The organism is Nocardioides potassii (assembly GCF_021648885.1).
In the GTDB taxonomy this organism is placed as follows: Bacteria; Actinomycetota; Actinomycetes; order Propionibacteriales; family Nocardioidaceae; genus Nocardioides; species Nocardioides potassii.
The window spans coordinates 142563-165118 of sequence record NZ_JAKJHZ010000011.1 but is presented as its reverse complement, the minus strand read 5'-3'; the positions used below and the strand labels follow the sequence as shown (position 1 = coordinate 165118).

Here is a 22556-nt window from a genome sequence, read left to right as displayed (position 1 = left end):
GGTGCGGGAGTACCTCCTCGTCTTCCTGGTCTCCCTGTCGGTGACCTACCTCCTCACGGTCATCGCGCGCGAGATCGCGCTGCGCACCGGTGCCGTCGCCGCGGTGCGCGACCGCGACGTGCACGCCGTCCCGATCCCCTACCTCGGCGGCCTGGCGATGCTCGGTGGTCTCGTGGCGGCGTACGGCGTCGCCCGCGAGCTGCCGTTCCTCTCCACCAGCGACAACTTCGTCTTCCGCGACGCCGGCGTCGTGCTGGTGGCCGGTGCCCTCGTCTGCGCGGTCGGGGTGCTCGACGACATCTTCGACCTCGACGCGTTGACCAAGCTCGGGGGACAGGTGCTGGCCGCGGCCCTCCTGGTCGCCTTCGGGGTGCGGTTCTACTACTTCCCCAGCCCCGACGGCACCCAGATCGCCCTCGGCGACGCCCAGGGCGCGATCATCACGCTCGTCGTGGTCATCGGCACGATGAACGCGGTCAACTTCGTCGACGGCCTCGACGGCCTGGCGGCCGGGGTGGTGGGCATCGGTGCCGCGGCGTTCTTCCTCTACTGCTACCAGCTCTCCGACACCAACAACCTGACGCTGGCCACCACGGGCGCCCTGCTCAGCGCCGCCCTCGCCGGTGCCTGCGCGGGGTTCCTGCCGCACAACTTCCACCCGGCACGCCTGTTCATGGGCGACTCCGGCTCGATGCTGATCGGCCTGGTCCTCTCGGCGAGCGCGCTCACCCTCACCGGCCAGTTCTTCGGGATGCCCACCTCGGCGGGCAACAGCCTCTTCGTCACCGTGCTGCCGGTGCTGCTGCCGATCTCGCTCCTGCTCGTCCCGATCGTCGACATGGTGCTCGCCATCGTGCGTCGTACGCGCGCGGGGCGCTCGCCGATGAGCGCCGACAAGCAGCACCTGCACCACCGCCTGCTCGAGATCGGCCACTCCCAGCGGCGCGCGGTCCTGATCATGTGGATGTGGGCCTTCACGCTCGCCGCCGGTGCGGTGATCGTGAGCCTCTACGACAGTCCGTGGGTGTGGTGGAGCCTGGGCTCGATGCTGGCGCTGACGATCGCGATGACCTTCGTGCTGCCGCGGGTGCAGCGCCCGCGCAAGACCGGGCTGGGGGACACCGGGCTGCCCGAGAACGCCGAGGTCGAGGGCCGCCTCGAGGATCCGGTCGACCCCGCCCTGGAGCCGATGGACGACTAGCCCGGACCCCGGTTGGAGGCTCGGGCGGACTTTGTGATAGTTTTCACGAGCAGTCACCCAGCACCTCTGAGAGACAGGCCGCCGCCATGACGACCGAGTCGAAGACAGGCCCCCGACGGGGGTTGTCGCCGGTCCTCGGTGCACTGGCTGCCGGGACCGTCGCGGTCGTCGTGCTGGTCCTCGTCGGCGGGCTCGCCGACGGCCGCCCGGGTGTGGTGGGCGCCGCCGTCGGGGGAGTGGTGACGCTCGTCGTGTTCGCCCTCGGCCTGGCCGCCGTCGGCCTCGTCGCCCGCGTGCTGCCGGGCGCGTCGATGCTGGTCGCGCTGATGACCTACGCGCTCCAGCTGCTGGTCCTGGCTGTCGTGGTGACCGCCATCGACCGCGCCGACGCCGGCGCGGAGACGCTGTCCCGCGGGTGGTTCGCGACGGCCGTCATCGTCGTCACCCTGACCTGGCTCGTCGGGCAGCTCGTCGCCGCCACGCGCCAGCGGATCCCGCTCTACGAGACCGCGGCCGACCGGCCCTCGGACGCGCCGGTCGCAGCCGAGCCGGCCCGTCACCCCGGGGGTGAGCGATGAGCGAATCCGCTGCTAGTGTGCGGGGCGCGATGGCTCGACAGCTTCCCCCGACGGCCCCATCCGACGATTCCCCCAAGGGCGACCCCTGGCACGCCTTCGGCTACATCGTCTCGGGTGTTGCTGTCTACGGGTTGGCCGGCTGGGCCCTCGATCGATGGCTCGGCACGACCTTCCTCGTGGCGATCGGCATCCTCATCGGTGCCGGCTTCGGGATCTACATGACGTACGCACGGTTCAACAAGGCGAGTGCTCACGCAGACACGCCCAGCTCTGACAAGCACCGAGGAGACTGACGCAGATGTTCGGCATCACCATGGCTGAGTCCGGCGGCGAGTTCGTCGCCCCCGGTCCCAACAGCTTCGACTTCTCCGAGGTCCCGCTGTTCCACATCGGCGGCCTCGCGGTCACCAAGCCGATGGTGCAGCTGCTGCTGGGCGCGGTGATCGTGTTCGTCTTCTTCTACGCCGCGGCCCGCCGCGCGACGCTGGTCCCGAGCCGCATCCAGTTCGCCGGCGAGAGCGCCTACGGCATGGTCCGCAACTCGATCGGGCGCGACATCATCGGCAGCCACGACTTCATCAAGTTCGTGCCCTACCTGGTGACGGTCTTCTTCTTCATCCTCATCAACAACGCGTTCGCCACCATCCCGTTCATCCAGTTCCCGACCTTCTCGCGCGCCTCGATGGCCTACGCGCTCGCCGCGCTCAGCTGGATCATCTACAACGCGGTCGGCATCAAGAAGCACGGCTTCCTCGGCTACCTCAAGCTGCAGAGCGTCCCGTCCGGCGTCAGCCCGGCGATGTACCCGCTGCTGGTGCCGCTGGAGTTCTTCTCCAACATCCTGGTCCGCCCGGTCACGCTGGCACTGCGTCTGTTCGCCAACATGTTCGCGGGCCACCTGCTGCTGATCCTGTTCTCCACCGGCGGTCTCTTCCTGCTGGAGTACGGCGGCATCGGCTACGTCGCCGGCCCGCTCGCCTGGGTGCTCGCCATCGCGATCTCGTTCCTCGAGCTCCTGGTGCAGTTCCTCCAGGCCTACGTCTTCACCCTGCTCAACGCCATGTACATCTCGGGCGCGCTCGCAGACGAGCACTGAGCCCCGAGAAGCTCGACCCCCTCTGTTTCACCCCCCAAGTGTTCAACCCAGTAGTAACAACCGAAAGGACAAAGCCGTGGAAGGCTCCCTCAACATGGTCGGTTACGGTCTCGCTGCGATCGGCCCCGGCGTCGGTATCGGCCTGATCTTCGCCGCCTACATCTCCGGCGTCGCCCGTCAGCCCGAGGCCCAGAGCCGCCTCCAGTCGATCGCCATCCTGGGCTTCGCCCTCGCCGAGGCGCTCGCCATCATCGGTATCGCGCTCGCGTTCGTCCTCTGACACGACCCGCTTGCACGACTGACGAAGGACTGCCATGCAGAATCTGATCTTCCTCGCGGACGGGGAGCCCGCCGAGGGCGGCCACGCCCCGGAGAACCCGCTGGGCTTCGTGCCCGTCGAGGCCGCCCTGTCGCTCGTCGTCTTCGGCCTGCTCCTCTTCCTCATCTGGAAGTTCGTCGCTCCGCGCTTCGAGCAGACCTTCGCCGAGCGCACCCAGGCGATCGAGGGTGGCATCGCCGCGGCCGAGTCCAAGCAGGCCGAGGCCGACGCCAGGCTCGCCGAGCTGGAGAAGCAGCTCGCCGACGCCCGGCACGAAGCGGCGCGCATCCGCGAGGAGGCGCGTGAGCAGGGTGCTGCGATCGTCGCCGAGATGCGGGAGACGGCCCAGGCCGAGTCCGCCCGCATCGTCGAGCACGGCAAGGCGCAGATCGAGGCCGAGCGTCAGCAGGCCGTCACCTCGCTCCGTGCCGAGGTGGGCACGCTCGCGACCGGCCTGGCCGGCCGCATCGTGGGCGAGAGCCTCGAGGACGAGGCTCGCCAGAGCCGCGTGGTCGAGCGGTTCCTCGCCGAGATCGAGGCGGACTCCGCCACGACCAACTCGTCGGGGAGCGTCAACTGATGATGCGAGGTGCGTCCGCAGAGGCCTACGCCGCGGCCGCCGCTGTCCTCCCGGGCTCCGGCGGCCTGGGCCGGGTGGGCCAGGACCTTTTCGGGACCGCGGACCTGCTCCGCGCCGAGCCCGGCCTGCGCCGCGTCGCGACCGACGTGTCCGTCCCCGGCGAGGCCAAGGCCGACCTGCTCCGCAGCGTGCTCGACCAGAAGGTCTCCCCGGAGGCCCTCGAGGTCGTCGCCACCGCTGTCGCGCAGCGCTGGACGGCCGGGCGCGACCTGGCCGACGCCCTCGAGCAGCTCGGCGTGGTCGCGATGGTCCGCTCCACCGGTGACGACGCCGGACGCCTCGAGGACGAGGTGTTCGCGGTGGGCCAGCTCGTCCAGGCCAACCCCGGGCTGCGTGACGCGCTGTCCGACCCCGCTCGCAGCCGCGCCGACAAGTCGGCGCTGGTCGAGGGGCTGCTCGGCGGCAGGACGCTGCCGGCCACGGTGGCGCTCGTGCGCCAGTCGCTGTCCGGGAGCCACCGCACGGTGGCCGTCGCGCTGGCGTCGTACCAGAAGATCGCGGCCGAGGTCCGCGGAGAGGGAGTTGCGACCGTTCGCGTCGCCCGCCCGCTGGCCGACACCGACCGCGACCGGCTCGCAGCGGCGCTCTCGCGCTCCTACGGCCGCACCGTGCACCTCAACGTCATCGTCGACCCGGACGTCATCGGTGGCATCCGCGTCGAGATCGGTGACGACGTCATCGACGGGACGGTCGCGAGCCGCCTCGACGACGCCGGGCGCAAGCTGGCCGGCTGACGGCCCGAGACACATCCAAGAACTCCTCAGAGCCAGACCAGAGAACAGGTGAGATGAAATGACGGAGCTGTCCATCCGTCCGGACGAGATCCGGGACGCGCTTCAGCGCTTCGTGTCGGACTACAAGCCCGACTCCGCGACGAAGGAGGAGGTCGGCACGGTCGCCGAGGCCGCCGACGGCATCGCGCGCGTCACCGGCCTGCCCTCGGTCATGGCCAACGAGCTGCTCGAGTTCGAGGACGGCACGCTCGGCCTCGCGCTCAACCTCGACACCCGCGAGGTCGGTGTCGTGGTCCTCGGTGACTTCGACAAGATCGAGGAGGGCCAGACCGTGCGTCGCACGGGCGAGATCCTCTCGGTGCCCGTCGGCGAGGGCTACCTCGGCCGCGTGGTCGACCCGCTGGGCCAGCCGATCGACGGCCTCGGCGAGATCGAGTCCGAGGAGCGTCGCGCGCTCGAGCTCCAGGCCCCCGGCGTGATGGCACGCAAGTCGGTGCACGAGCCGCTCGCCACCGGAATCAAGGCGATCGACGCCCTGACGCCCGTCGGGCGCGGTCAGCGCCAGCTGATCATCGGTGACCGTGCCACTGGCAAGAGCACCATCGCCATCGACACGATCATCAACCAGAAGCAGAACTGGGAGTCCGGGGACCCGGACAAGCAGGTGCGCTGCATCTACGTCGCGATCGGCCAGAAGGGCTCGACCATCGCCTCGGTGCGCGGCGCCCTCGAGGAGGCCGGCGCGCTGGAGTACACGACGATCGTCGCGTCGCCGGCGTCCGACTCCGCGGGCTTCAAGTACCTCGCGCCCTACACCGGCTCGGCCATCGGCCAGCACTGGATGTACGCCGGCAAGCACGTCCTCATCGTGTTCGACGACCTCACCAAGCAGGCCGAGGCCTACCGCGCCGTGTCGCTGCTGCTGCGTCGCCCGCCGGGTCGCGAGGCCTACCCGGGTGACGTCTTCTACCTGCACAGCCGGCTCCTCGAGCGCTGCGCGAAGCTGTCCGACGAGATGGGCAAGGGCTCGATGACCGGCCTTCCGATCATCGAGACCAAGGCCAACGACGTCTCGGCCTTCATCCCGACCAACGTCATCTCGATCACCGACGGCCAGATCTTCCTGCAGTCTGACCTGTTCGCGGCCAACCAGCGCCCCGCCATCGACGTGGGTGTCTCGGTGTCGCGCGTGGGTGGCTCGGCGATGACGAAGGCCATGAAGGCCGTCACCGGCTCGCTCAAGGTCGACCTGGCGCAGTTCCGCGCCATGGAGGCCTTCGCGATGTTCGCCTCGGACCTCGATGCCGCCTCGCGCCAGCAGCTCGACCGCGGCCAGCGCCTGATGGCCCTGCTCAAGCAGCCGCAGTACTCGCCGTACCCGGTCGAGGAGATGACCGTCTCCCTGTGGACCGGCACGTCGGGCCGTCTCGACAAGGTCCCGACCGAGGACGTCCTGCGCTTCGAGAACGAGTTCCTCGACTACCTGCGCCGCAGCCACGAGGGCATCCTCGCCGGCATCCGCGAGACCTTGAAGTTCGAGGACTCGACGGAGGAGGAGCTCGCTGCCGCCTACGACTCCTTCCTCGACCAGTTCGAGACCTCCGACGGCCAGAGCATCAAGGCCGGCAAGGAGGAGCACGTCGCTCTGGAGGACGAGGACGTCGAGCAGGAGCAGATCGTCAAGCAGAAGCGGGGTTGAGCCATGGCCGTCTCGGTACGCGAGTACCGCGCGCGGATCAGGTCGACGGAGTCGATGAAGAAGATCACGCGCGCGATGGAGCTCATCGCCGCGTCCCGCATCATCAAGGCGCAGCAGCGGGCGCAGGCCGCAGCGCCGTACGCCCGTGAGCTCACCCGCGCGGTGTCGGCCGTGGCGACGTTCTCCAACGTCGACCACGCGCTGACGCTGGAGCCGGAGGACCCGAAGAGGGCGGCGGTCCTGATCGTCACCTCCGACCGCGGTCTGGCCGGCGCCTACTCCTCGAGCGTGCTCAAGGAGGCCGAGCGGCTCATCGAGAAGCTCAAGGGCGAGGGCAAGGAGGTCGACCTCTACGTCTCCGGGCGCAAGGGCGAGGCCTACTTCAAGTTCCGCCAGCGCGCCGTGGTGGAGGCATGGACGGGCTTCTCCGACCAGCCGACCTACGATGTCGCGGCCGAGATCGGCGCCACGCTGATCCGGACCTTCCTCGACGAGGAGGGCGCGGACGAGGTGCACGTGGTCTACACGCGTTTCCGCTCGATGCTCAGCCAGGAGCCCACCGCCGTACGCCTCCTCCCGCTGGAGGTCGTCGAGGGCACCGAGGCGCCCGCGGAGGGCGACCTGCTGCCGCTCTACGAGTTCGAGCCGTCGCCGAGCGACGTCCTCGACTCCCTGCTGCCGCGCTACGTCCAGAGCCGGATCTTCTTCGCGCTCCTGCAGGCGGCGGCCTCCGAGCTGGCCGCCCGACAGAAGGCCATGAAGTCGGCGACCGACAACGCGGACGAGCTCATCAAGAAGTACAAGCGCATCGCCAACCAGGCTCGCCAGGCTGGCATCACACAGGAAATCAGCGAGATCGTCGGTGGCGTCAACGCGCTGGCCGACGCACAAGCCGGGAGTGAATGAGACATGACTGCCACCATCAACGAGACCGCCGAGACCACCTCGTCCGGCGGCGTGGGCCGCATCGCCCGCGTCATCGGCCCGGTCGTGGACATCGAGTTCCCGACCGACGCGATGCCGCCGATCTACAACGCGCTGACCGCCGAGTTCACGCTCAGCGGTGAGAGCCGCACCATCATCCTCGAGGTCGCCCAGCACATCGGTGACGGCATGGTCCGTGCGATCTCGATGAAGCCGACCGACGGCCTGGTCCGCGGCGGCCAGGTGACCGACACCGGTGAGTCCATCACCGTGCCGGTCGGCGACGCGACGCTCGGCAAGGTGTTCAACACCACCGGCGACGTGCTCAACCTCCAGGAGGGCGAGACCTTCGAGCCCGCCGAGCGCTGGGGCATCCACCGCAAGGCGCCGGCCTTCGACCAGCTGGAGTCCAAGACCCAGATGTTCGAGACCGGCATCAAGGTCATCGACCTGCTCACCCCCTACGTGCAGGGCGGCAAGATCGGCCTGTTCGGTGGTGCCGGCGTCGGCAAGACCGTGCTGATCCAGGAGATGATCGCGCGAGTCGCCAAGGACCACGGCGGCGTGTCGGTGTTCGCCGGTGTCGGCGAGCGCACCCGCGAGGGCAACGACCTCATCGTCGAGATGGAGGAGGCCGGCGTCCTCGGGCAGACCGCCCTCGTCTTCGGCCAGATGGACGAGCCGCCGGGCACGCGCCTGCGCGTCGCCCTGTCGGCCCTGACGATGGCGGAGTACTTCCGCGACGTGCAGAAGCAGGACGTGCTGCTCTTCATCGACAACATCTTCCGCTTCACCCAGGCCGGCTCGGAGGTCTCCACGCTGCTCGGCCGCATGCCGTCCGCGGTGGGCTACCAGCCCAACCTGGCCGACGAGATGGGTCAGCTGCAGGAGCGCATCACCTCGACGCGTGGTCACTCGATCACGTCGCTCCAGGCGATCTACGTGCCCGCCGACGACTACACCGACCCGGCCCCGGCCACGACGTTCGCCCACCTGGACGCCACGACCGAGCTGTCCCGCGAGATCGCCTCGCTCGGCATCTACCCGGCCGTGGACCCGCTGACGTCGACCTCCCGCATCCTCGACCCGCAGTACATCGGGGACGAGCACTACCGCTGCGCAGTGCGGGTCAAGCAGATCCTCCAGCGCAACAAGGAGCTCCAGGACATCATCGCGATCCTCGGTGTCGACGAGCTGTCCGAGGAGGACCGCATCATCGTCTCGCGGGCGCGCCGCATCCAGCGCTTCCTGTCGCAGAACACCTACGTCGCCAAGCAGTTCACCGGCATCGAGGGTTCGACCGTCCCGGTGGCCGACACCATCGAGGCGTTCAACAAGATCGCCGACGGCGAGTACGACCACGTGGCCGAGCAGGCCTTCTTCATGTGCGGCGGTCTGGACGACGTCGAGCAGAAGTGGGCCGAGATCCAGAAGAGCCTCTGATGGCCGAGACCACCGACGCGGTCCTCCAGGTCGAGCTGGTCGCCGCCGACCGGCTCGTCTGGTCGGGCCAGGCCACCATGGTCATCGCCCGCACGACCGAGGGCGACGTCGGCATCCTGCCGAACCACGCTCCGCTGCTGTCCTCGATCATCGAGGGCGTCGTGGACGTCCAGACGGTGGAGGGCGAGACCTGGATCGCGGCCGTCGACGCCGGCTTCCTGTCGGTGGCCGACAACCGCGTCTCGATCCTGTCCGAGCGGGCCGAGATGTCGCACGAGATCGACCTCGAGCAGGCCCGGGCCGAGCTCGAGCGGTGCAAGCAGGCCGGCGAGAACGACGACGAGGCACAGGAGAAGGTCCGCCGCGCCGAGGCCCGGGTCCGGGCCGCGGAGCGGGCTTCCTGAGGACGCCGTCCGCACGACCGCTAGGGTGAGCGCACGAACCTCCGGGTTCGTGCGCTCATCTGTTTCGTGGGGCCTCGTGAGGAGAATGGATGCCGGCCTGGGAATGGGCGCTCGACATCGTCGGGCTCTTGCTCCTGCTCGCGCTGCTCTACGGCATCTCCCTCATCGTCCGTCGACGCGTGCTGGCCCGCCACGGCGGCACCTTCGAGCTGAGCTACCGCGTGCGGGCCGCGCACCCCGGTCGCGGCTGGCTGCTCGGTGTCGGGCGCTACTCGGGCCAGTCCCTCGAGTGGTTCCGGATCTTCTCGCTGTCGCCGCGGCCCAAGCGGGTGTGGGCGCGTGAGCTGCTCGAGTACTCGGGTCGACGCGCGCCGGCTGGGACCGAGGAGATGTCGCTGTACGACGGCCACGTGGTGGCGTCGTGCCACTACGACGGAGAGCCGTTGGAGCTCGCGATGAGCGAGGCCTCGCTCACGGGTTTCCAGTCGTGGCTGGAGTCGGGTCCGCCCGGCACCGACTGGAACCGGCGCTAGACCCCGATCACGCCGGTCCGGTCGAGCCGCCCACGCGGAGGACCACGGGGAGCACGACGTCGTGGGCCGGCTCTCCCGCGATCCGGGCCAGCACCGCCTCCGCGGTGGCGCGGCCCTTGTCGGCCAGCGGCTGCTCGACCGTGGTGAGCTCGAGGTCGAGCCACGGCGTGGTGATGCCGTCGAAGCCGCCGACGCTGAGGTCGCCCGGCACGTCGAGCCCCCGGCGGCGCGCCTCCACGACGACAGCCGCGGCCTGCACGTCGCTCTGGCACACGATCGCGGTCACGTCCGGCTCGGCCGCCAGGTAGTCGGAGACGATGGCCTGGGCCGCGTCGTGGTCGCTCGCGCACGAGCCCACGACCTCCGCGTCCGGGAAGACCTCGCGCAGGCCGGCCTCCCGTTCGCGCTGCGGGTGCGACGGCTCGAGCATCAGGGTCGCGACGCGGCGATGTCCCAGGTCGTGGAGGTGCCGGGCGAGCGCCCGCGCCCCGCCGCGGTGGTCGATGTCGATGAGGGTCGTGCCGGGCCACGCGGGACCCTCGACGACGACCATCGGCACGTCGCGGGCCACCAGGTCGTCGTACGACGTCCAGGTCTCGCGTCCGCAGATGTCGTAGATGACGGCGTCGAGGGGGAGGCGGGCGTGCTCGGCGTCGTCGCCCATCAGCAGCAGCCCGAAGCCGGCCGCGTCGAGGACGTCGGACACCGCGTCGACCATCGGCAGTGCTGCCGGGTCGCGGAAGGCGGTGCTCAGCCGGCCCACGGCGATGCCGACCACCCCGCTGCGCCCGCGGCGCAGGTTGCTGGCGAGCGGGTTGGGGCCGGCGTAGCCCAGCGAGGCCGCCGCGGCGAGCACGCGCTCGCGGGTCGCGGGGGAGACGGGCTTGTTGCCGGAGAAGGCGAGCGAGGCCGTCGAGAGGGAGACCCCCGCCCGGGCGGCGACGTCGGCCATCGTCGGGGCTCGGTCCGACGGGGCGGGGGACGTCTCGACTGGACCGGGCACGGAGGAGAGGCTACCATCGAAACGATTCGATCGAAACGTTTCGCCACCTGGTGGCGAAGCCCGTCACAGGAGTGCCGTGCCCACCCTCACCGCCGCTCGCAACGCCGTCGGCCTGACGTTCTTCCTCAACGGCCTGGTCTTCTCCAGCTGGGTCTCGCGGATCCCCGAGGTGCGCTCGAGCTTCGACCTCTCCAACGGCCAGCTCGGCCTCGTCCTGCTCGCGATCGCGGTGGGCTCCGTGCTGGCGCTGCCGACCAGCGGTGCGGCGATCGACGCCCTGGGCACGGTGCGGATCGTGCGCCTCGGTGCCGCCGTGGCGACGGTGGGCATGCTCGCCGCCGCGCTCGGGCTCGGTCACGTCCTCGCGGTCACGGTGGCCGGGCTCTTCCTCTACGGCCTCGGCATCGGGGTGTGGGACGTCGCGATGAACGTCGAGGCCGCCGAGGTGGAGCGGGGCCTGAACCGGACGATCATGCCGCGCTTCCACGCCGGCTTCAGCCTCGGGACGGTCGTCGGAGCGCTGCTCGGGGTGGTCCTGATCGAGCTCGGCGTGCCGGCGCTGGCGCACCTCGTCGGCATCGTCGTGCTGTCGATCGTGCTCGTCCACCGCTCGTCGCCGTCGTTCCTCCCGGTGCCCGAGCGCCACGAGGACGAGGAGCGCACGTCGGCCGCGCGGGCGTGGCTGGAGCCGCGCACGCTGCTCATCGGGGTCATGGTGCTCGCGCTGGCGATGACCGAGGGCACGGCCAACGACTGGCTCGCCGTCGCGCTCGTCGACGGCCACGACGTGTCGCACGCGACGGGAGTCGCCGGCTTCGCGGTCTTCGTCGCCTCCATGACCGCGGGTCGGATCGCCGGGACGGGACTCATCGACCGCTTCGGTCGGGTGGTCGTGCTGTGGGGGACCATGGCCCTCGCCGGGCTCGGGGTGCTGCTGATCGTCTTCGCCGAGGCCCCCGCGCTGGTCGTGCTGGGCATCGTGCTCTGGGGCGTCGGAGCCTCGCTGGGCTTCCCGGTCGGGATGAGCGCGGCGGCCGACGACCCGCTGCGCGCGGCGTCACGCGTGAGCGTCGTGTCGACGATCGGCTACGCCGCCTTCCTCGCCGGTCCGCCGTTCCTCGGCTTCGTCGGCGACCAGGTCGGCACCCTCAAGGCGCTCCTCGTGGTCGCCGTGCTGCTGATGCCGGCCGCGCTTGTCGTGCCGTCGGCGCGTGAGCAGCGAGAGCCCGTCGCGTCGCGCTGAACGCCGGTCGTCAGGTCAGTCGAAGAGACCGCGGATGTCGTCCGCCGTGATCCCGGTCGCCGTGGTGCCGCCGCCGTCGACGACCTTGGCGAACAGCTCCGCCTTGCGGGCCTTGAGCGCCATCACCTTCTCCTCGATGGTGTCGGTCGCGACGAGCCGGTAGACGTGCACGCGCTTGTCCTGTCCGATGCGGTGCGCGCGGTCGACGGCCTGGGCCTCGGCCGCGGGGTTCCACCAGGGGTCGAGGAGGAAGACGTAGTCGGCCTCGGTGAGGGTCAGGCCGGTCCCGCCGGCCTTCAGGCTGATGAGGAACACCGGGGCGGCACCGCCGCGGAACGCCTCGATCACGGTCTCGCGGTCCCGGGTCGTCCCGTCGAGGTAGACCGTCGCGATGCCGTCGTCCGTGAGGCGGTCGCGGACCCGGCGGAGGAACGACGTGAAGGTGCTGAACACGAGGGAGCGGTGACCCTCGGCCGTGATCTCTGCGAGGTGCTCGGCGAGCACCTCGGTCTTGGCCGAGGCCACGCGGTCGTGCTCCTCGTCGACCAGTGCCGGGTCGAGCGCGAGCTGCCGCAGCCGCGTGAGGGCGGAGAAGATCGCGACGCGGTTGCGGTCGAAGTCCTCGACCAGGCCGAGGATCTTCTGCCGCTCGCGGGCAAGGTGGGTGTCGTAGATCCGCCGGTGCCGCGGGTCGAGCTCGACGTCGAGCACCTGCTCCTGCTTGGGCGGCAGCTCGGCGGCCACCAGCTCCTTGGTGCGCCGCAGCATGAACGGCCGGACGCGAGCGGTGAAGCGGCGCAGCGCCGCCTCGTCACCCTCCTTCTCGACCGGTCCGACGACGAGCTCGCGGAAGCGGCGCGGCGTCGGGTAGAGGCCGGGCGCGACCAGGGAGAGCAGCGCCCACAGCTCCATCAGCCGGTTCTCGAACGGCGTGCCGGTGACGGCCAGCCGGAAGTCGGCGTCGATCGCACGAGCAGCGGCGTAGGTCTTGCCCTGGTGGTTCTTGACCTGCTGCGCCTCGTCGAGGACGAGTCCGCCCCAGTGCCGCGAGGAGAACTGGGCGCTCTCGAGCCGCAACATCGCGTAGGTGGTGACCACGACGTCGTGGGTCGCGGCGATCGCCGCCACGTCGTCGGTGCGACGCCGTACGACGCCCACACGTAGGCCCGGCGTGTGGGTGACCGCCTGCTGGCGCCACGCGGTCACGACGCTAGTGGGCGCCACGACGAGGAACGGGTCCGTGCCACCGGTGTCGACGGCGCGCTGGACGAGGGACAGCACCTGCAGGGTCTTGCCGAGGCCCATGTCGTCGGCGAGCACCCCGCCGAGGCCGTGCTGCTGGAGGAACGCCAACCACCAGTACCCCTCGAGCTGGTAGGGCCGCAGGGTCGTCAGCACCCCGTCCGGGACGGGCGGGCGCGGCAGCTCGTCGAGGTCGCGCAGCGCGACGGCGCGCTCCACCCACTCCGATGCCCGGGAGTCGACGACCCCGATGTCCGCGAGCTCGGCCCAGACGCCCAGGTCGCCGGTGCCGACACGCAGCCGGCCGTCACGGGACTCGCGCAGGTCGGCGGCCAGCGCCACGACCTCTCGCAGCCGGTCCAGCTCGGGCCGGGCGAGGGAGACGTAGGTGCCGCTCGGCAGCACGAGGAACTCCTCCTCACGCGTGAGCGCCGCCAGCACGACGGGTAGCGGGACCTGCTCGCCGTCGATGGTCACCAGCACCTCGAGGTCGAGCCAGTCGGTCTGGCCGGGCGGGGCGTCGGCCAGCACGAACGACACCTCGGGATCTCCCACGGACTCCCGGAAGTCGGGCGGAGCGTGCTCCACCACGTCGACGTCGGCCAACGTGCGCAGGTGGGGCAGGTCGTGGAGGGCGAGCGCGAGGGCGTCGCCGTCGGTGAGCGTCGTGTCGCCGAGCAGCCCGTTCGGCACCGTCGCGAGGATGGAGCCCTCGACCTCGGGGTCGCGGAGGCCGCCGAGCGGGTCGCCCCCGCCCACCTGGACGCGGTGGTCGCCGTAGGCCCACTGCCAGTCGAGGTCGGCCCGGGTGGAGGACTGCCAGGTGACGTCGAGGACGAGCCGAGGACGGGCGGGCGGGGGAAGTGCCAGCGACTCGTCGGACGACTCGATCCGGAGCTGGCGGCCAGCGCGGGCGAGCGCGTCGAGGAAGGCCTCGCGGTCCTCGGACGGCGCCGTCACCGGCGGCGCCAGGAGCAGGTCGACCACGGGGTCGGGGCACGGTCGGTCGAGCTCGGCGAGGAGCACGTCCTCGCCGTCGACCAGGGCGACCGACGTCGCGGGCCGCCCCACCGGGACCACCTCGCCTCCGCGCCAGGCGCGTCCCGCGGCCCGGACCTCGACCGTGAGTGTCGGCCGTCCCTCCACCTCGGCCAGGTCGGCGACGACCTCGGCGGGATCGTCGGCCACCGCGACGGACGCGACGCCCGCGCCCGGGACGAGGGTGACGCCCGCGGCGACGGCCGCGCGGACTGCGGGGACGAGCCGGTCGCCGTAGTCCTCCAGCTGGGAGGCGGCCCCGGCCACGAAGTAGGTGTGCCGCGAGACGAGGCCGCGGTGCAACGCCTGCAGTGCCTCGACCTGGGCCGGGACGAACCGGGATCGCGCGACGGGTCCGACGAGGTCGCTCCAGTCGGCGCCGCTGCGGGCCCAGCCGCGCCGCGCCCCGGGGCGCACGGGTCGCATCGACAGGTCGCCGGCCGTGCTGCGCGACCACCGCGACGCGGCCTTGCGCGAGACCTCCAGGCCGAGCTGCTGACCGGCGAGGGTGGAGCGGGCCCGCGCCTCGACGTCACCGACGAGCCGGCCGAGCTGGTGCCGCCAGGCGGCGACGTCCTCCGGACGGGGTGCGGACGGGACTGCCGGGGCCCGCAGGCTCAGCGCGACGGCTGCGCCGTGCTTGCACATCCGCGCGACCGGGCAGGTGCAGGCGCTGAACACCCAGTCGCCGCTATCCTCGACCTCGGCGTGGAGCTGCACCCGGTAGGGCTGCTGCGCCGTCCCTTCCACCAGTGCCGTGGCGGTGAGACTGCTGTCGGTCTCGTGGACCACCTCGAGCGCGTGGACGGAGTCCACGCACGCCCGGCCGCGGACGAGCGCACCGTCGTCGAAGAACTCGGCGAGGTAGTCGTCGGTGAGGGCGTCCCGGATGCCGTCCATGTCGCCGCCCATCGTGGCACCCGGCCCCGACATCGCGGGGCGCTCGTCCACAGGTGCGGCGACGCAGCTGCTAGCGCTCGCCGCCCGGCACCCAGAGCACGTCGCCGTTCTCGCGGTTCGCGTGGCGGGCCAGGATGAAGAGGAGGTCGGAGAGGCGGTTCAGGTAGGTGATCGCGAGGAGGTTCATCGACTCCTCGTGCTCGGCCCAGGCGGCCCAGCCGGCCCGCTCCGCACGTCGTACGACGGTGCGGGCGACGTGGAGGTGGGCGGCGCCCGGGGTACCGCCGTTGAGGATGAACGACCGCAGCGCCGGCAGCTCCTCGTTGTACTGGTCGCACCACGCCTCGAGGCGGTCGACGTAGGCCTGCTCGATGCGGAGCGGCGGGTACTCCGGGTCCGGCACCACCGGGGTGCAGAAGTCGGCACCGACGTCGAAGAGGTCGTTCTGCACGCGGGTCAGCACCGAGACCACGTCGTCGGCCAGGTCGCCCTGCGCGAGGGCGACTCCGAGGTGAGCGTTGGCCTCGTCGACGGTCGCGTAGGCCTCGAGGCGCAGATCGGTCTTCGAGGTCTCGCTCATGTCGCCGAGCCGGGTGCGCCCGGCGTCGCCGGTGCGGGTGTAGATGCGCGTCAGGTTGACCATGGAGCGGAGCCTAGTCCGCGCGCGGCGTGACGGGTGGGGCTGGTGTGACGAATCCCCGCAACTCGCCGACGAGTTCCGGCATGGATGCAACCCGGGCGGGTACAACAGCGTCGTAGGAGTGACACAGGTCACGAAGCGACGTCGGGGGACGTCGGGAGGAGCACCCGATGGACATCATCTCGGACGGACCCACGCTGGTCCTGCACGGCGCCTTCGACGTCCGCAGCACGTGGGAAGTACGTACGGCGATCTACGCGGTCCTCGACGGGCCCGACGACGAGGTCGTCGTCGACATGACCCACGTGACCACGATCGACGTCACCGCGCTACGCCTGCTGGCGGTCGCCACCCGTCATGCGTGGCTGCACGGGCACCACCTGACGATCCGCAACCCCGGCCCCGCCGTGCGCCGGATGGCCCACCTCGCCCGGCTCGCCCACGCCATCGAGGTCGAGCGGGCCGCCGCGACCGCCTGACCAGCGCTCTGAGGCACTTGTCACACGCCGCTGACTGGCGGGTAACCACCGCCCTACCCTGTCGCCATGAGCGACTCTGACGGCGCCACGAGCACCGAGCGGCCCGCGAAGGACCGTCCCTGGGTGATGCGCACCTACGCCGGGCACTCCACGGCCGAGGCGTCCAACGCGCTCTACCGGACCAACCTGGCCAAGGGGCAGACCGGCCTCAGCGTCGCCTTCGACCTACCCACGCAGACCGGCTACGACCCCGACAGCCCGCTCAGCCGCGGCGAGGTGGGCAAGGTCGGCGTACCCGTCCCGCACCTCGGCGAGATGCGCAAGCTCTTCGCCGACATCCCGCTCACCGAGATGAACACCTCGATGACGATCAACGCGACCGCGATGTGGCTGCTCGCGATGTACCAGGTCGTCGCCGAGGAGCAGAACCCCGACCTCGAGCCGAGCGAGGTCGCGCACCTGCTCGCCGGGACCACGCAGAACGACATCATCAAGGAGTACCTGTCGCGGGGGACCTACGTCTTCGGCCCGCAGCACTCGCTCCGCCTGATCAGCGACATGATCGCCTACACGGTCCACGAGATCCCGAAGTGGAACCCGATCAACATCTGCAGCTACCACCTGCAGGAGGCCGGCGCGACGCCGGTGCAGGAGCTCGCCTACGCGCTGTGCACCGCCATCGCAGTCCTCGACGAGGTGAGGAACAGCGGCCAGGTGTCCGAGGAAGACTTCGAGAAGGTCGTCGGCCGGATCTCGTTCTTCGTCAACGCGGGCGTCCGCTTCATCGAGGAGACCTGCAAGATGCGGGCCTTCGTGCAGCTGTGGGACGAGATCACCCGCGAGCGCTACGGCGTGCAGGACGAGAAGATGCGGCGCTTCCGCTACGGCGTCCAGGTCAACTCGCTCGGCCTCACCGAGGCCCAGCCGGAGAACAACGTCCAGCGGATCGTGCTCGAGATGCTCGGCGTGACGCTGTCGAAGGACGCCCGGGCGCGCGCGGTGCAGCTGCCCGCCTGGAACGAGGCGCTCGGCCTGCCGCGGCCGTGGGACCAGCAGTGGTCGCTGCGCCTGCAGCAGGTGCTGGCGTTCGAGTCGGACCTGCTGGAGTACGACGACATCTTCGCCGGCAGCCACGTGATCGAGGCCAAGGTCGCCGAGCTGGTCGCCGGTGCGAAGGCCGAGATCGACCGCGTGCAGGCCATGGGCGGCGCGATCGCCGCCGTCGAGTCCGGCTACATGAAGGAGGCGCTGGTCTCCGCCCACGCCGCCCGTCGCGCGCGGATCGAGTCGGGCGAGGAGGTCATCGTCGGGGTCAACCGGTACGAGACCACCGAGCCGTCGCCGCTGACCGCGGACCTCGACTCCGCGATCATGGCCGCCGACCCGGCTGCCGAGCAGTCCGCGCTCGACTCGCTCGCGGCCTGGAAGGCCCAGCGCGACGAGGCCGAGGTCGCGGAGGCCCTCGCCGCGCTGCAGGAGGCCGCCAAGACCGACGCCAACCTGGTCGGGCCGACCCTCGTCGCGGCACGCGCCGGCGCGACCACGGGGGAGTGGGCCGGTGCGCTGCGTGAGGTGTTCGGCGAGTTCCGCGCTCCCACGGGCGTCACGGGCGCCGTCGGTGTGGCCGAGGCCGGCGCCGAGCTGAGCGCCGTACGGGAGCGCGTCAGGGCCACCGGTGAGGAGCTCGGCGGGCGGCTGCGCGTCCTCGTCGGCAAGCCCGGTCTCGACGGACACTCCAACGGTGCCGAGCAGGTCGCCGTCCGTGCCCGCGACGCGGGCTTCGAGGTGATCTACCAGGGCATCCGGCTCACGCCCGACCAGATCGTCGCGGCCGCCGTCGCCGAGGACGTGCACCTCGTCGGTCTCTCGATCCTCTCCGGCTCCCACATGGAGCTCGTGCCCGACGTCCTCGACGGCCTCGAGGCGGCCGGGCTCGGGGACGTCCCGGTGATCGTCGGCGGGATCATCCCGTCCTCGGACGCCAGGGCACTCGTCGAGCGGGGTGTCGCCGCGGTGTACACGCCCAAGGACTTCGGACTCACCGAGATCATGGGCGGGTTCGTCGACGTGATCCGCAAGGCCAACGACCTCGACTGAGCCGGCGCGTCGACCCTGACTGGCAGACTCCCCGTCATGCGACGGGTGATCGTGGTCGGGGCCGGTGTGGTGGGGCTGACCTGCGCCGTGCGGCTGCTCGAGGCCGGGCACCGGGTGGACGTCGTCGCTCGCGACCTCCCGCTGGAGACGACCTCCGCGGTGGCAGCGGCGCTCTGGTACCCGTACCGCGCGCTGCCGCAGGACCGCGTGACCGCCTGGTCCGCCACGACGTACGGCGTCCTGGCGGGGCTCGCGGCAGACGAGCGGAGCGGCGTGCGGATGCTCACCGGCACCGAGGTGCTCCGCTCGCCGCAGCCCGACCCCTGGTGGCGCACGGCGATCCCGTCGCTCGACCGCGAGACGTCCTTGCCGCCCGGCTACGCCGACGGCTGGACCTTCGTCGCCCCCGTCATCGACATGCCGGTGCACCTGCGCTGGCTGGTCGCGCGGGTCGAGGAGCTCGGCGGCACGCTCACGCGGATGAACCTCTCGGCGCTTCCCGACGACGGCAGCCTCGTCGTCAACGCGACCGGCCTCGGTGCGCGCCACTTCGGCGCGGACCCGTCGGTGACCCCCGTGCGCGGCCAGGTCGTGGTCGTCGAGCAGGTGGGGCTGGACCGGTGGACGCTCGACGGCGCCGGGCTGACCTACGTCGTCCCGCGGACCGCCGAGATCGTGCTCGGGGGGACCGACGTCGAGGGCGAGTGGAGCCGCACTCCCGATCCCGAGGTCGCCGAGCAGGTGCTGCACCGTGCCCGCGCGCTCGTGCCCGAGCTCGAGGGTGCGCGTGTCGTACGGCACAAGGTGGGGCTGCGACCGGCGCGGCCCGAGGTGCGCCTCGAGCGGGTCGGCGAGGTCATCCACTGCTACGGCCACGGCGGTGCGGGGGTCACCCTCTCGTGGGGCTGCGCCGACGACGTGGTGGGGCTGGCCGATGACTGACCTCCAGTGCGCGGCCCGGGTCTTCGTCGCCCGGCACGGCGAGGCGCTCTACGAGAGCGAGCTGCTGAGCGATGCCGGGGGCTGGCTGAGCCCGCTGGGCCGGCAGCAGGCCAAGGACCTCGCGGCGACGCTGGCGCCGGAGCGGATCAGCCGTGTCTGGGCGAGCGACATGGCGCGTGCCGTGCAGACCGCCGAGATCGTCGCGGGCGTCCTCGACGTGGACGTGGTCGTGCGGAAGGGTCTGCGCGAGTTCGGTGTCGGGGACGCCGCCGGGACCACCGGCGACCCCGACCCGTTCGCCGAGACGTTCGCCGCGTGGGTGGAGGGCGACCACCTCGCGCGCATCCCCGGCGGGGAGAGCGGCGCGGAGGTCCTGGAGCGGCTGACCACGGTGCTCGACGAGATCGCCGACGAGCACCGGGGAGAGTCGGTGCTGGTGGTCAGCCACGGAGGAGTGATGAGCATGGCCCTCTCCGTGCTGGCGCGGAACCTGCCCGGCACCCACGGTCACCAGCGGCCGATGCCCAACTGCGGCGTCGTGGCGCTCGAGGCCGACGGTGACGGCTGGGTGTGCCGGAGCTGGGCGGGCGTCCCGGTCGGCTGAGTCAGGGCCGCCGCACGAGGAGGACCGCCAGCGCGATCACCAGCATCACGGCGATCGCGATGCCCATCCGCAGGGCCATCCCCTTGAGCCACAGCGACATCAGCGTCTCGCGGCCGCCGCGACGGTTCAACGGCGTGACGTCGACGACCGCCAGGCGGTTGATCGGGCCGTACACGTGGGGGTAGGTGTCGTCGCCCACCGGCTCGACACGCACCTCGGCCTCTGTCAGCCGCGCCGGGTCGATGCTCAGGAGCACGAGGTCCTCGCCGAGACCGGCGTAGTAGCGGTCGAAGACGCCTTGCACCTGGTCGCGCCGGCTCGCGTGGATGTAGCCCTCCTCGGCGAGCGTGCGGCCGACCGTCGAGGTGGTGTAGGTCCCGGTCTCGAGGGTCCGGCGCCAGTCGGCCGCGGTGGCGACGTGGAAGATGCGGTCGGGCACCCGGTCGGTCACCGTGTGAGGGTAGCGACATGCCTCACCCATCCAGCGCCGAGCGCGTCTACGTCGTCACCGACATCGAGGTCGACGGCTTCACCCCGGGCCCGAACTCCATGTTGTCCTTCGGCTCGGTCGCCGTCACCGCGTCCGGAGACCAGGTCGGGGAGTTCGAGGCGGTGCTGGAGCCGCTGCCCGGCGCGCAGCCGCACCCCGAGACGTGGGCCTGGTGGCAGTCGCAGCCGCCCGAGGTGCTCGCCGCCGCGACGACCGACCCACGGCCGGCACCGCAGGTGATGGCCGACTTCGTGGCGTGGGTGCGGAGCCTGGGTCCCGACCGTGAGCTCGTCGCCTCGCCGCTCGGCTTCGACGGACCGTACGTCGACTACTACCTGCGCCGGTTCACGTCGACCTCCGTGTGCCCGGCGCTCCACGACGACGACCCGCTGTTCCACGGCCCGGGGCTCTGCCTCAAGAGCCTCGCCTGCGGTGTCACCGGCGGTGACTGGGCGACCTTCTCGGTCCACGACCTGCCGAAGGCCTGGTTCGGCGACGTCCCCCACACCCACCGCGCCATCGACGACGCCCGCGGCTACGCGAACCTGCTCGTCGAGGTGATGCGGCGGGCGCGCGATCGCGGCTAGAACAGCCGGTGCTCGGCGCCGTCGTCCATGCCGCGGAGGGCGTCGTAGTCGACGAGGGCGCAGGCGATGCCCCGATCGGTGGCGAGGACGCGGGCCTGGGGCTTGATCTCCTGGGCGGCGAAGATGCCGCGGACCGGCCCCTTGGCGCTGAGGATCGGGTCGCGGTTGAGGAGCTCGAGGTAGCGGGTGAGCTGCTCGACGCCGTCGATCTCGCCGCGGCGCTTGATCTCCACAGCGACCGAGAGGCCGTCGGCGTCGCGGCACATCAGGTCGACGGGGCCGATGGCGGTCATGTACTCGCGGCGCACCAGCGTGAGCCCGTCGGCCAGGGTGGCTGGGTGCTCGGCGAGCAGCTCCTGGAGGTGCTTCTCCACACCGTCCTTCTGCAGGCCCGGGTCGACGCCGAGGTCGTGCGAGCTGTCGTGGAGCACCTCGTCGATGAGGATCCGCAAGGTGTCGTCGGTCTTGCCGGCGGTCACGACCCACTCGGGCCGGCCGTCCTCGGCGACACCCTCCTTGACGGTGCAGGGCGGCGACATCCAGTTGAGCGGCTTGTAGGAGCCGCCGTCGGAGTGGATCAGCACCGAGCCGTCGGACTTGAGCATCAGCACGCGCGTCGCGAGGGGGAGGTGGGCGGTCAACCGCCCGGCATAGTCCACCTGGCAGCGCGCCACGACGATCCTCACGACGGGCGAATCTACAGTGGTCCCGTGACCGACCACGAGGTGCGCCCCGCGCTCCGCCGCGACCTCGCCCAGCTCGACCTGGTCCACGAGGCCACCCGCCCCGGCATGGTGATGGTCATCGGCGACCCGCCCGTCGGGCACATCCGCGTCGACCTCCTCGACGGGCACGCGCACCTCGACTCGATCGTCGTCGGCGCCGACATCGGCGGGGGAAACACCCGGGCGCTGGTCGAGGCGGTCTGCGAGCGGCTCTCGGCCAAGGGCTACGGCCAGCTCACCGCGTCGCCGTACGCCGGGGCCGAGGCGGCGTCGTACGCCGACCTCGGATTCACGGCCGTCCCGGCGGACGAGCCGCTCCCGGGACCGCTGCTGGGCGTCGCGGACCAGCCGGGTCGGGTGCTGGTCCGCCGGGTGCTGCGCGCCCACCGGACCGGCGCCGAGCTCGACGCGTGGCTGGCGACGCTCGACGCGCCTCGTGACATCGGCACGTTGAAGACCCTGATCCGCCGGCCGGCGATCGGGCAGCGCGAGGTGCTCGAGGTGGGGCAGCTCGACCTCGTCGAGGGGCTCGTCGGCGACAGCTGGGCGACGCGCCACAACCGGCACGCGCCCGATGGCGCACCGGACCCGGAGATGCAGCTGAACCTCATGCACCACGGGCTCGTGCAGTTCCTCGCCCAGGATCCCGAGCGGGAGGTCCTCGCCGGCGACCAGATGTACGTCGACCTCGACCTGTCCCACGACAACCTCCCGGCGTGGAGCGAGCTGCACATCGGTGGACCGGACGGCGCGGTCATCGTCGTCACCGAGACGCCGCACAACGGGTGCGGGAAGTTCATCGCGCGGTTCGGCAAGGACGCGATGGCCTTCGTCAACAGTCCCGAGGGCAAGCCGCGTCGGCTGCGCGGGCTGTGCGCGAAGGTGGTGCGCCCCGGACCGGTACGGCCGGGCGACGAGGTGGTCGTCGTACGGCCTCCCGTGCCTGCTCCGGAGTGACGGTTCCCACACCCGCTGCCCGCAACAGGCGTGGGAGC

24 protein-coding genes are annotated in these 22556 nt (G+C 71.3%); 19 read left to right on the top strand and 5 right to left on the bottom strand.

Going from position 1 to position 22556, the window contains the following annotated elements; translation table 11 throughout:
- Position 1 precedes the first annotated feature (1 nt).
- The 12 genes from L2K70_RS19080 to L2K70_RS19025 all read left to right on the top strand — a co-directional run bounded on the left by L2K70_RS19080 (position 2) and on the right by L2K70_RS19025 (position 9571).
- Complete coding sequence (locus L2K70_RS19080; RefSeq protein WP_236404896.1) at positions 2-1201, top strand: MraY family glycosyltransferase; 1200 nt, start codon at positions 2-4, stop codon at positions 1199-1201.
- An 86-nt stretch (positions 1202-1287) separates the two neighbouring features.
- Positions 1288-1779 (top strand): Cg1360 family ATP-synthase-associated protein, encoded by a 492-nt coding sequence (locus L2K70_RS19075; RefSeq protein ID WP_236404895.1) that lies wholly within the window; start codon positions 1288-1290, stop codon positions 1777-1779.
- 29 nt (positions 1780-1808) lie between these two features.
- Complete coding sequence (locus L2K70_RS19070; protein ID WP_236404894.1) at positions 1809-2072, top strand: AtpZ/AtpI family protein; 264 nt, start codon at positions 1809-1811, stop codon at positions 2070-2072.
- A gap of 5 nt (positions 2073-2077) precedes the next feature.
- Positions 2078-2875, top strand: coding sequence for a F0F1 ATP synthase subunit A (atpB, locus tag L2K70_RS19065; RefSeq protein ID WP_236404893.1), 798 nt, complete (start codon positions 2078-2080; stop codon positions 2873-2875).
- Positions 2876-2969: 94 nt separating this feature from the next.
- Positions 2970-3155, top strand: coding sequence for an ATP synthase F0 subunit C (atpE, locus tag L2K70_RS19060; RefSeq protein WP_236404967.1), 186 nt, complete (start codon positions 2970-2972; stop codon positions 3153-3155).
- 34 nt (positions 3156-3189) lie between these two features.
- Complete coding sequence (locus L2K70_RS19055) at positions 3190-3774, top strand: F0F1 ATP synthase subunit B (RefSeq protein WP_236404892.1); 585 nt, start codon at positions 3190-3192, stop codon at positions 3772-3774.
- A complete protein-coding gene (locus tag L2K70_RS19050) occupies positions 3774-4568 on the top strand; it encodes a F0F1 ATP synthase subunit delta (protein ID WP_236404891.1) in 795 nt (264 codons plus the stop codon). The genes L2K70_RS19055 and L2K70_RS19050 overlap by 1 nt, the downstream gene beginning before the upstream one ends.
- 58 nt (positions 4569-4626) lie before the next feature.
- Positions 4627-6267 carry a F0F1 ATP synthase subunit alpha gene (gene atpA, locus L2K70_RS19045; protein WP_236404890.1) on the top strand — a complete coding sequence of 547 codons (1641 nt, stop codon included), beginning with the start codon at positions 4627-4629 and terminating at the stop codon, positions 6265-6267.
- A gap of 3 nt (positions 6268-6270) precedes the next feature.
- Positions 6271-7173 (top strand): F0F1 ATP synthase subunit gamma, encoded by a 903-nt coding sequence (locus tag L2K70_RS19040; protein WP_236404889.1) that lies wholly within the window; start codon positions 6271-6273, stop codon positions 7171-7173.
- Positions 7174-7176: 3 nt separating this feature from the next.
- Positions 7177-8634, top strand: a complete 1458-nt coding sequence (atpD, locus tag L2K70_RS19035) for a F0F1 ATP synthase subunit beta (RefSeq protein ID WP_236404887.1) — start codon at positions 7177-7179, stop codon at positions 8632-8634.
- Positions 8634-9038, top strand: a complete 405-nt coding sequence (locus L2K70_RS19030) for a F0F1 ATP synthase subunit epsilon (protein ID WP_236404885.1) — start codon at positions 8634-8636, stop codon at positions 9036-9038. Before atpD ends, L2K70_RS19030 begins: the two co-directional genes overlap by 1 nt.
- Before the next feature lie 89 nt (positions 9039-9127).
- Entirely contained in the window at positions 9128-9571 is a 444-nt protein-coding gene (locus tag L2K70_RS19025; RefSeq protein WP_236404883.1) for a DUF2550 domain-containing protein, read from the top strand.
- 7 nt (positions 9572-9578) lie between these two features.
- Here L2K70_RS19025 and L2K70_RS19020 read toward each other — a convergent pair whose 3' ends face one another.
- Positions 9579-10574 carry a LacI family DNA-binding transcriptional regulator gene (locus tag L2K70_RS19020; RefSeq protein WP_236404882.1) on the bottom strand — a complete coding sequence of 332 codons (996 nt, stop codon included), beginning with the start codon at positions 10572-10574 and terminating at the stop codon, positions 9579-9581.
- A gap of 76 nt (positions 10575-10650) precedes the next feature.
- On the opposite strand from L2K70_RS19020, the gene L2K70_RS19015 reads away from it, so the two are divergent.
- Positions 10651-11817 (top strand): MFS transporter, encoded by a 1167-nt coding sequence (locus L2K70_RS19015; RefSeq protein ID WP_236404881.1) that lies wholly within the window; start codon positions 10651-10653, stop codon positions 11815-11817.
- Between the two features lie 15 nt (positions 11818-11832).
- On the opposite strand, the gene L2K70_RS19010 is transcribed toward L2K70_RS19015, so the two are convergent.
- Positions 11833-14997, bottom strand: a complete 3165-nt coding sequence (locus L2K70_RS19010) for an SNF2-related protein (protein WP_236404880.1) — start codon at positions 14995-14997, stop codon at positions 11833-11835.
- Positions 14998-15067: 70 nt separating this feature from the next.
- Entirely contained in the window at positions 15068-15640 is a 573-nt protein-coding gene (locus L2K70_RS19005) for a cob(I)yrinic acid a,c-diamide adenosyltransferase (RefSeq protein WP_236404879.1), read from the bottom strand.
- Between the two features lie 167 nt (positions 15641-15807).
- On the opposite strand from L2K70_RS19005, the gene L2K70_RS19000 reads away from it, so the two are divergent.
- The 4 genes from L2K70_RS19000 (at position 15808) to L2K70_RS18985 (ending at position 19759) form a co-directional block, all read left to right on the top strand.
- The gene (locus tag L2K70_RS19000; protein ID WP_236404878.1) at positions 15808-16116 is read left to right on the top strand and encodes an STAS domain-containing protein; all 309 of its coding nucleotides are present in this window, start codon (positions 15808-15810) and stop codon (positions 16114-16116) included.
- A gap of 66 nt (positions 16117-16182) precedes the next feature.
- Positions 16183-18213: an ethylmalonyl-CoA mutase gene (locus L2K70_RS18995; RefSeq protein WP_236404877.1), complete on the top strand. Its 2031-nt coding sequence runs from the start codon at positions 16183-16185 to the stop codon at positions 18211-18213.
- A gap of 36 nt (positions 18214-18249) precedes the next feature.
- Positions 18250-19155 (top strand): FAD-dependent oxidoreductase, encoded by a 906-nt coding sequence (locus L2K70_RS18990; protein WP_236404876.1) that lies wholly within the window; start codon positions 18250-18252, stop codon positions 19153-19155.
- Positions 19148-19759 carry a histidine phosphatase family protein gene (locus L2K70_RS18985; RefSeq protein WP_236404874.1) on the top strand — a complete coding sequence of 204 codons (612 nt, stop codon included), beginning with the start codon at positions 19148-19150 and terminating at the stop codon, positions 19757-19759. Before L2K70_RS18990 ends, L2K70_RS18985 begins: the two co-directional genes overlap by 8 nt.
- A 1-nt stretch (position 19760) precedes the next feature.
- On the opposite strand, the gene L2K70_RS18980 is transcribed toward L2K70_RS18985, so the two are convergent.
- Complete coding sequence (locus L2K70_RS18980) at positions 19761-20210, bottom strand: DUF952 domain-containing protein (RefSeq protein WP_236404873.1); 450 nt, start codon at positions 20208-20210, stop codon at positions 19761-19763.
- 17 nt (positions 20211-20227) lie between these two features.
- Here L2K70_RS18980 and L2K70_RS18975 point away from each other — a divergent pair, with 17 nt between their 5' ends.
- Positions 20228-20836, top strand: a complete 609-nt coding sequence (locus L2K70_RS18975; protein WP_236404872.1) for a 3'-5' exoribonuclease domain-containing protein — start codon at positions 20228-20230, stop codon at positions 20834-20836.
- Here the strand turns inward: L2K70_RS18975 and nucS are convergent.
- Complete coding sequence (nucS, locus tag L2K70_RS18970) at positions 20833-21558, bottom strand: endonuclease NucS (protein ID WP_443689450.1); 726 nt, start codon at positions 21556-21558, stop codon at positions 20833-20835. The two genes, L2K70_RS18975 and nucS, sit on opposite strands and share 4 nt — an antisense overlap.
- Here nucS and L2K70_RS18965 point away from each other — a divergent pair.
- A complete protein-coding gene (locus tag L2K70_RS18965; protein WP_236404870.1) occupies positions 21547-22518 on the top strand; it encodes a hypothetical protein in 972 nt (323 codons plus the stop codon). The two genes, nucS and L2K70_RS18965, sit on opposite strands and share 12 nt — an antisense overlap.
- Positions 22519-22556: the final 38 nt, after the last annotated feature.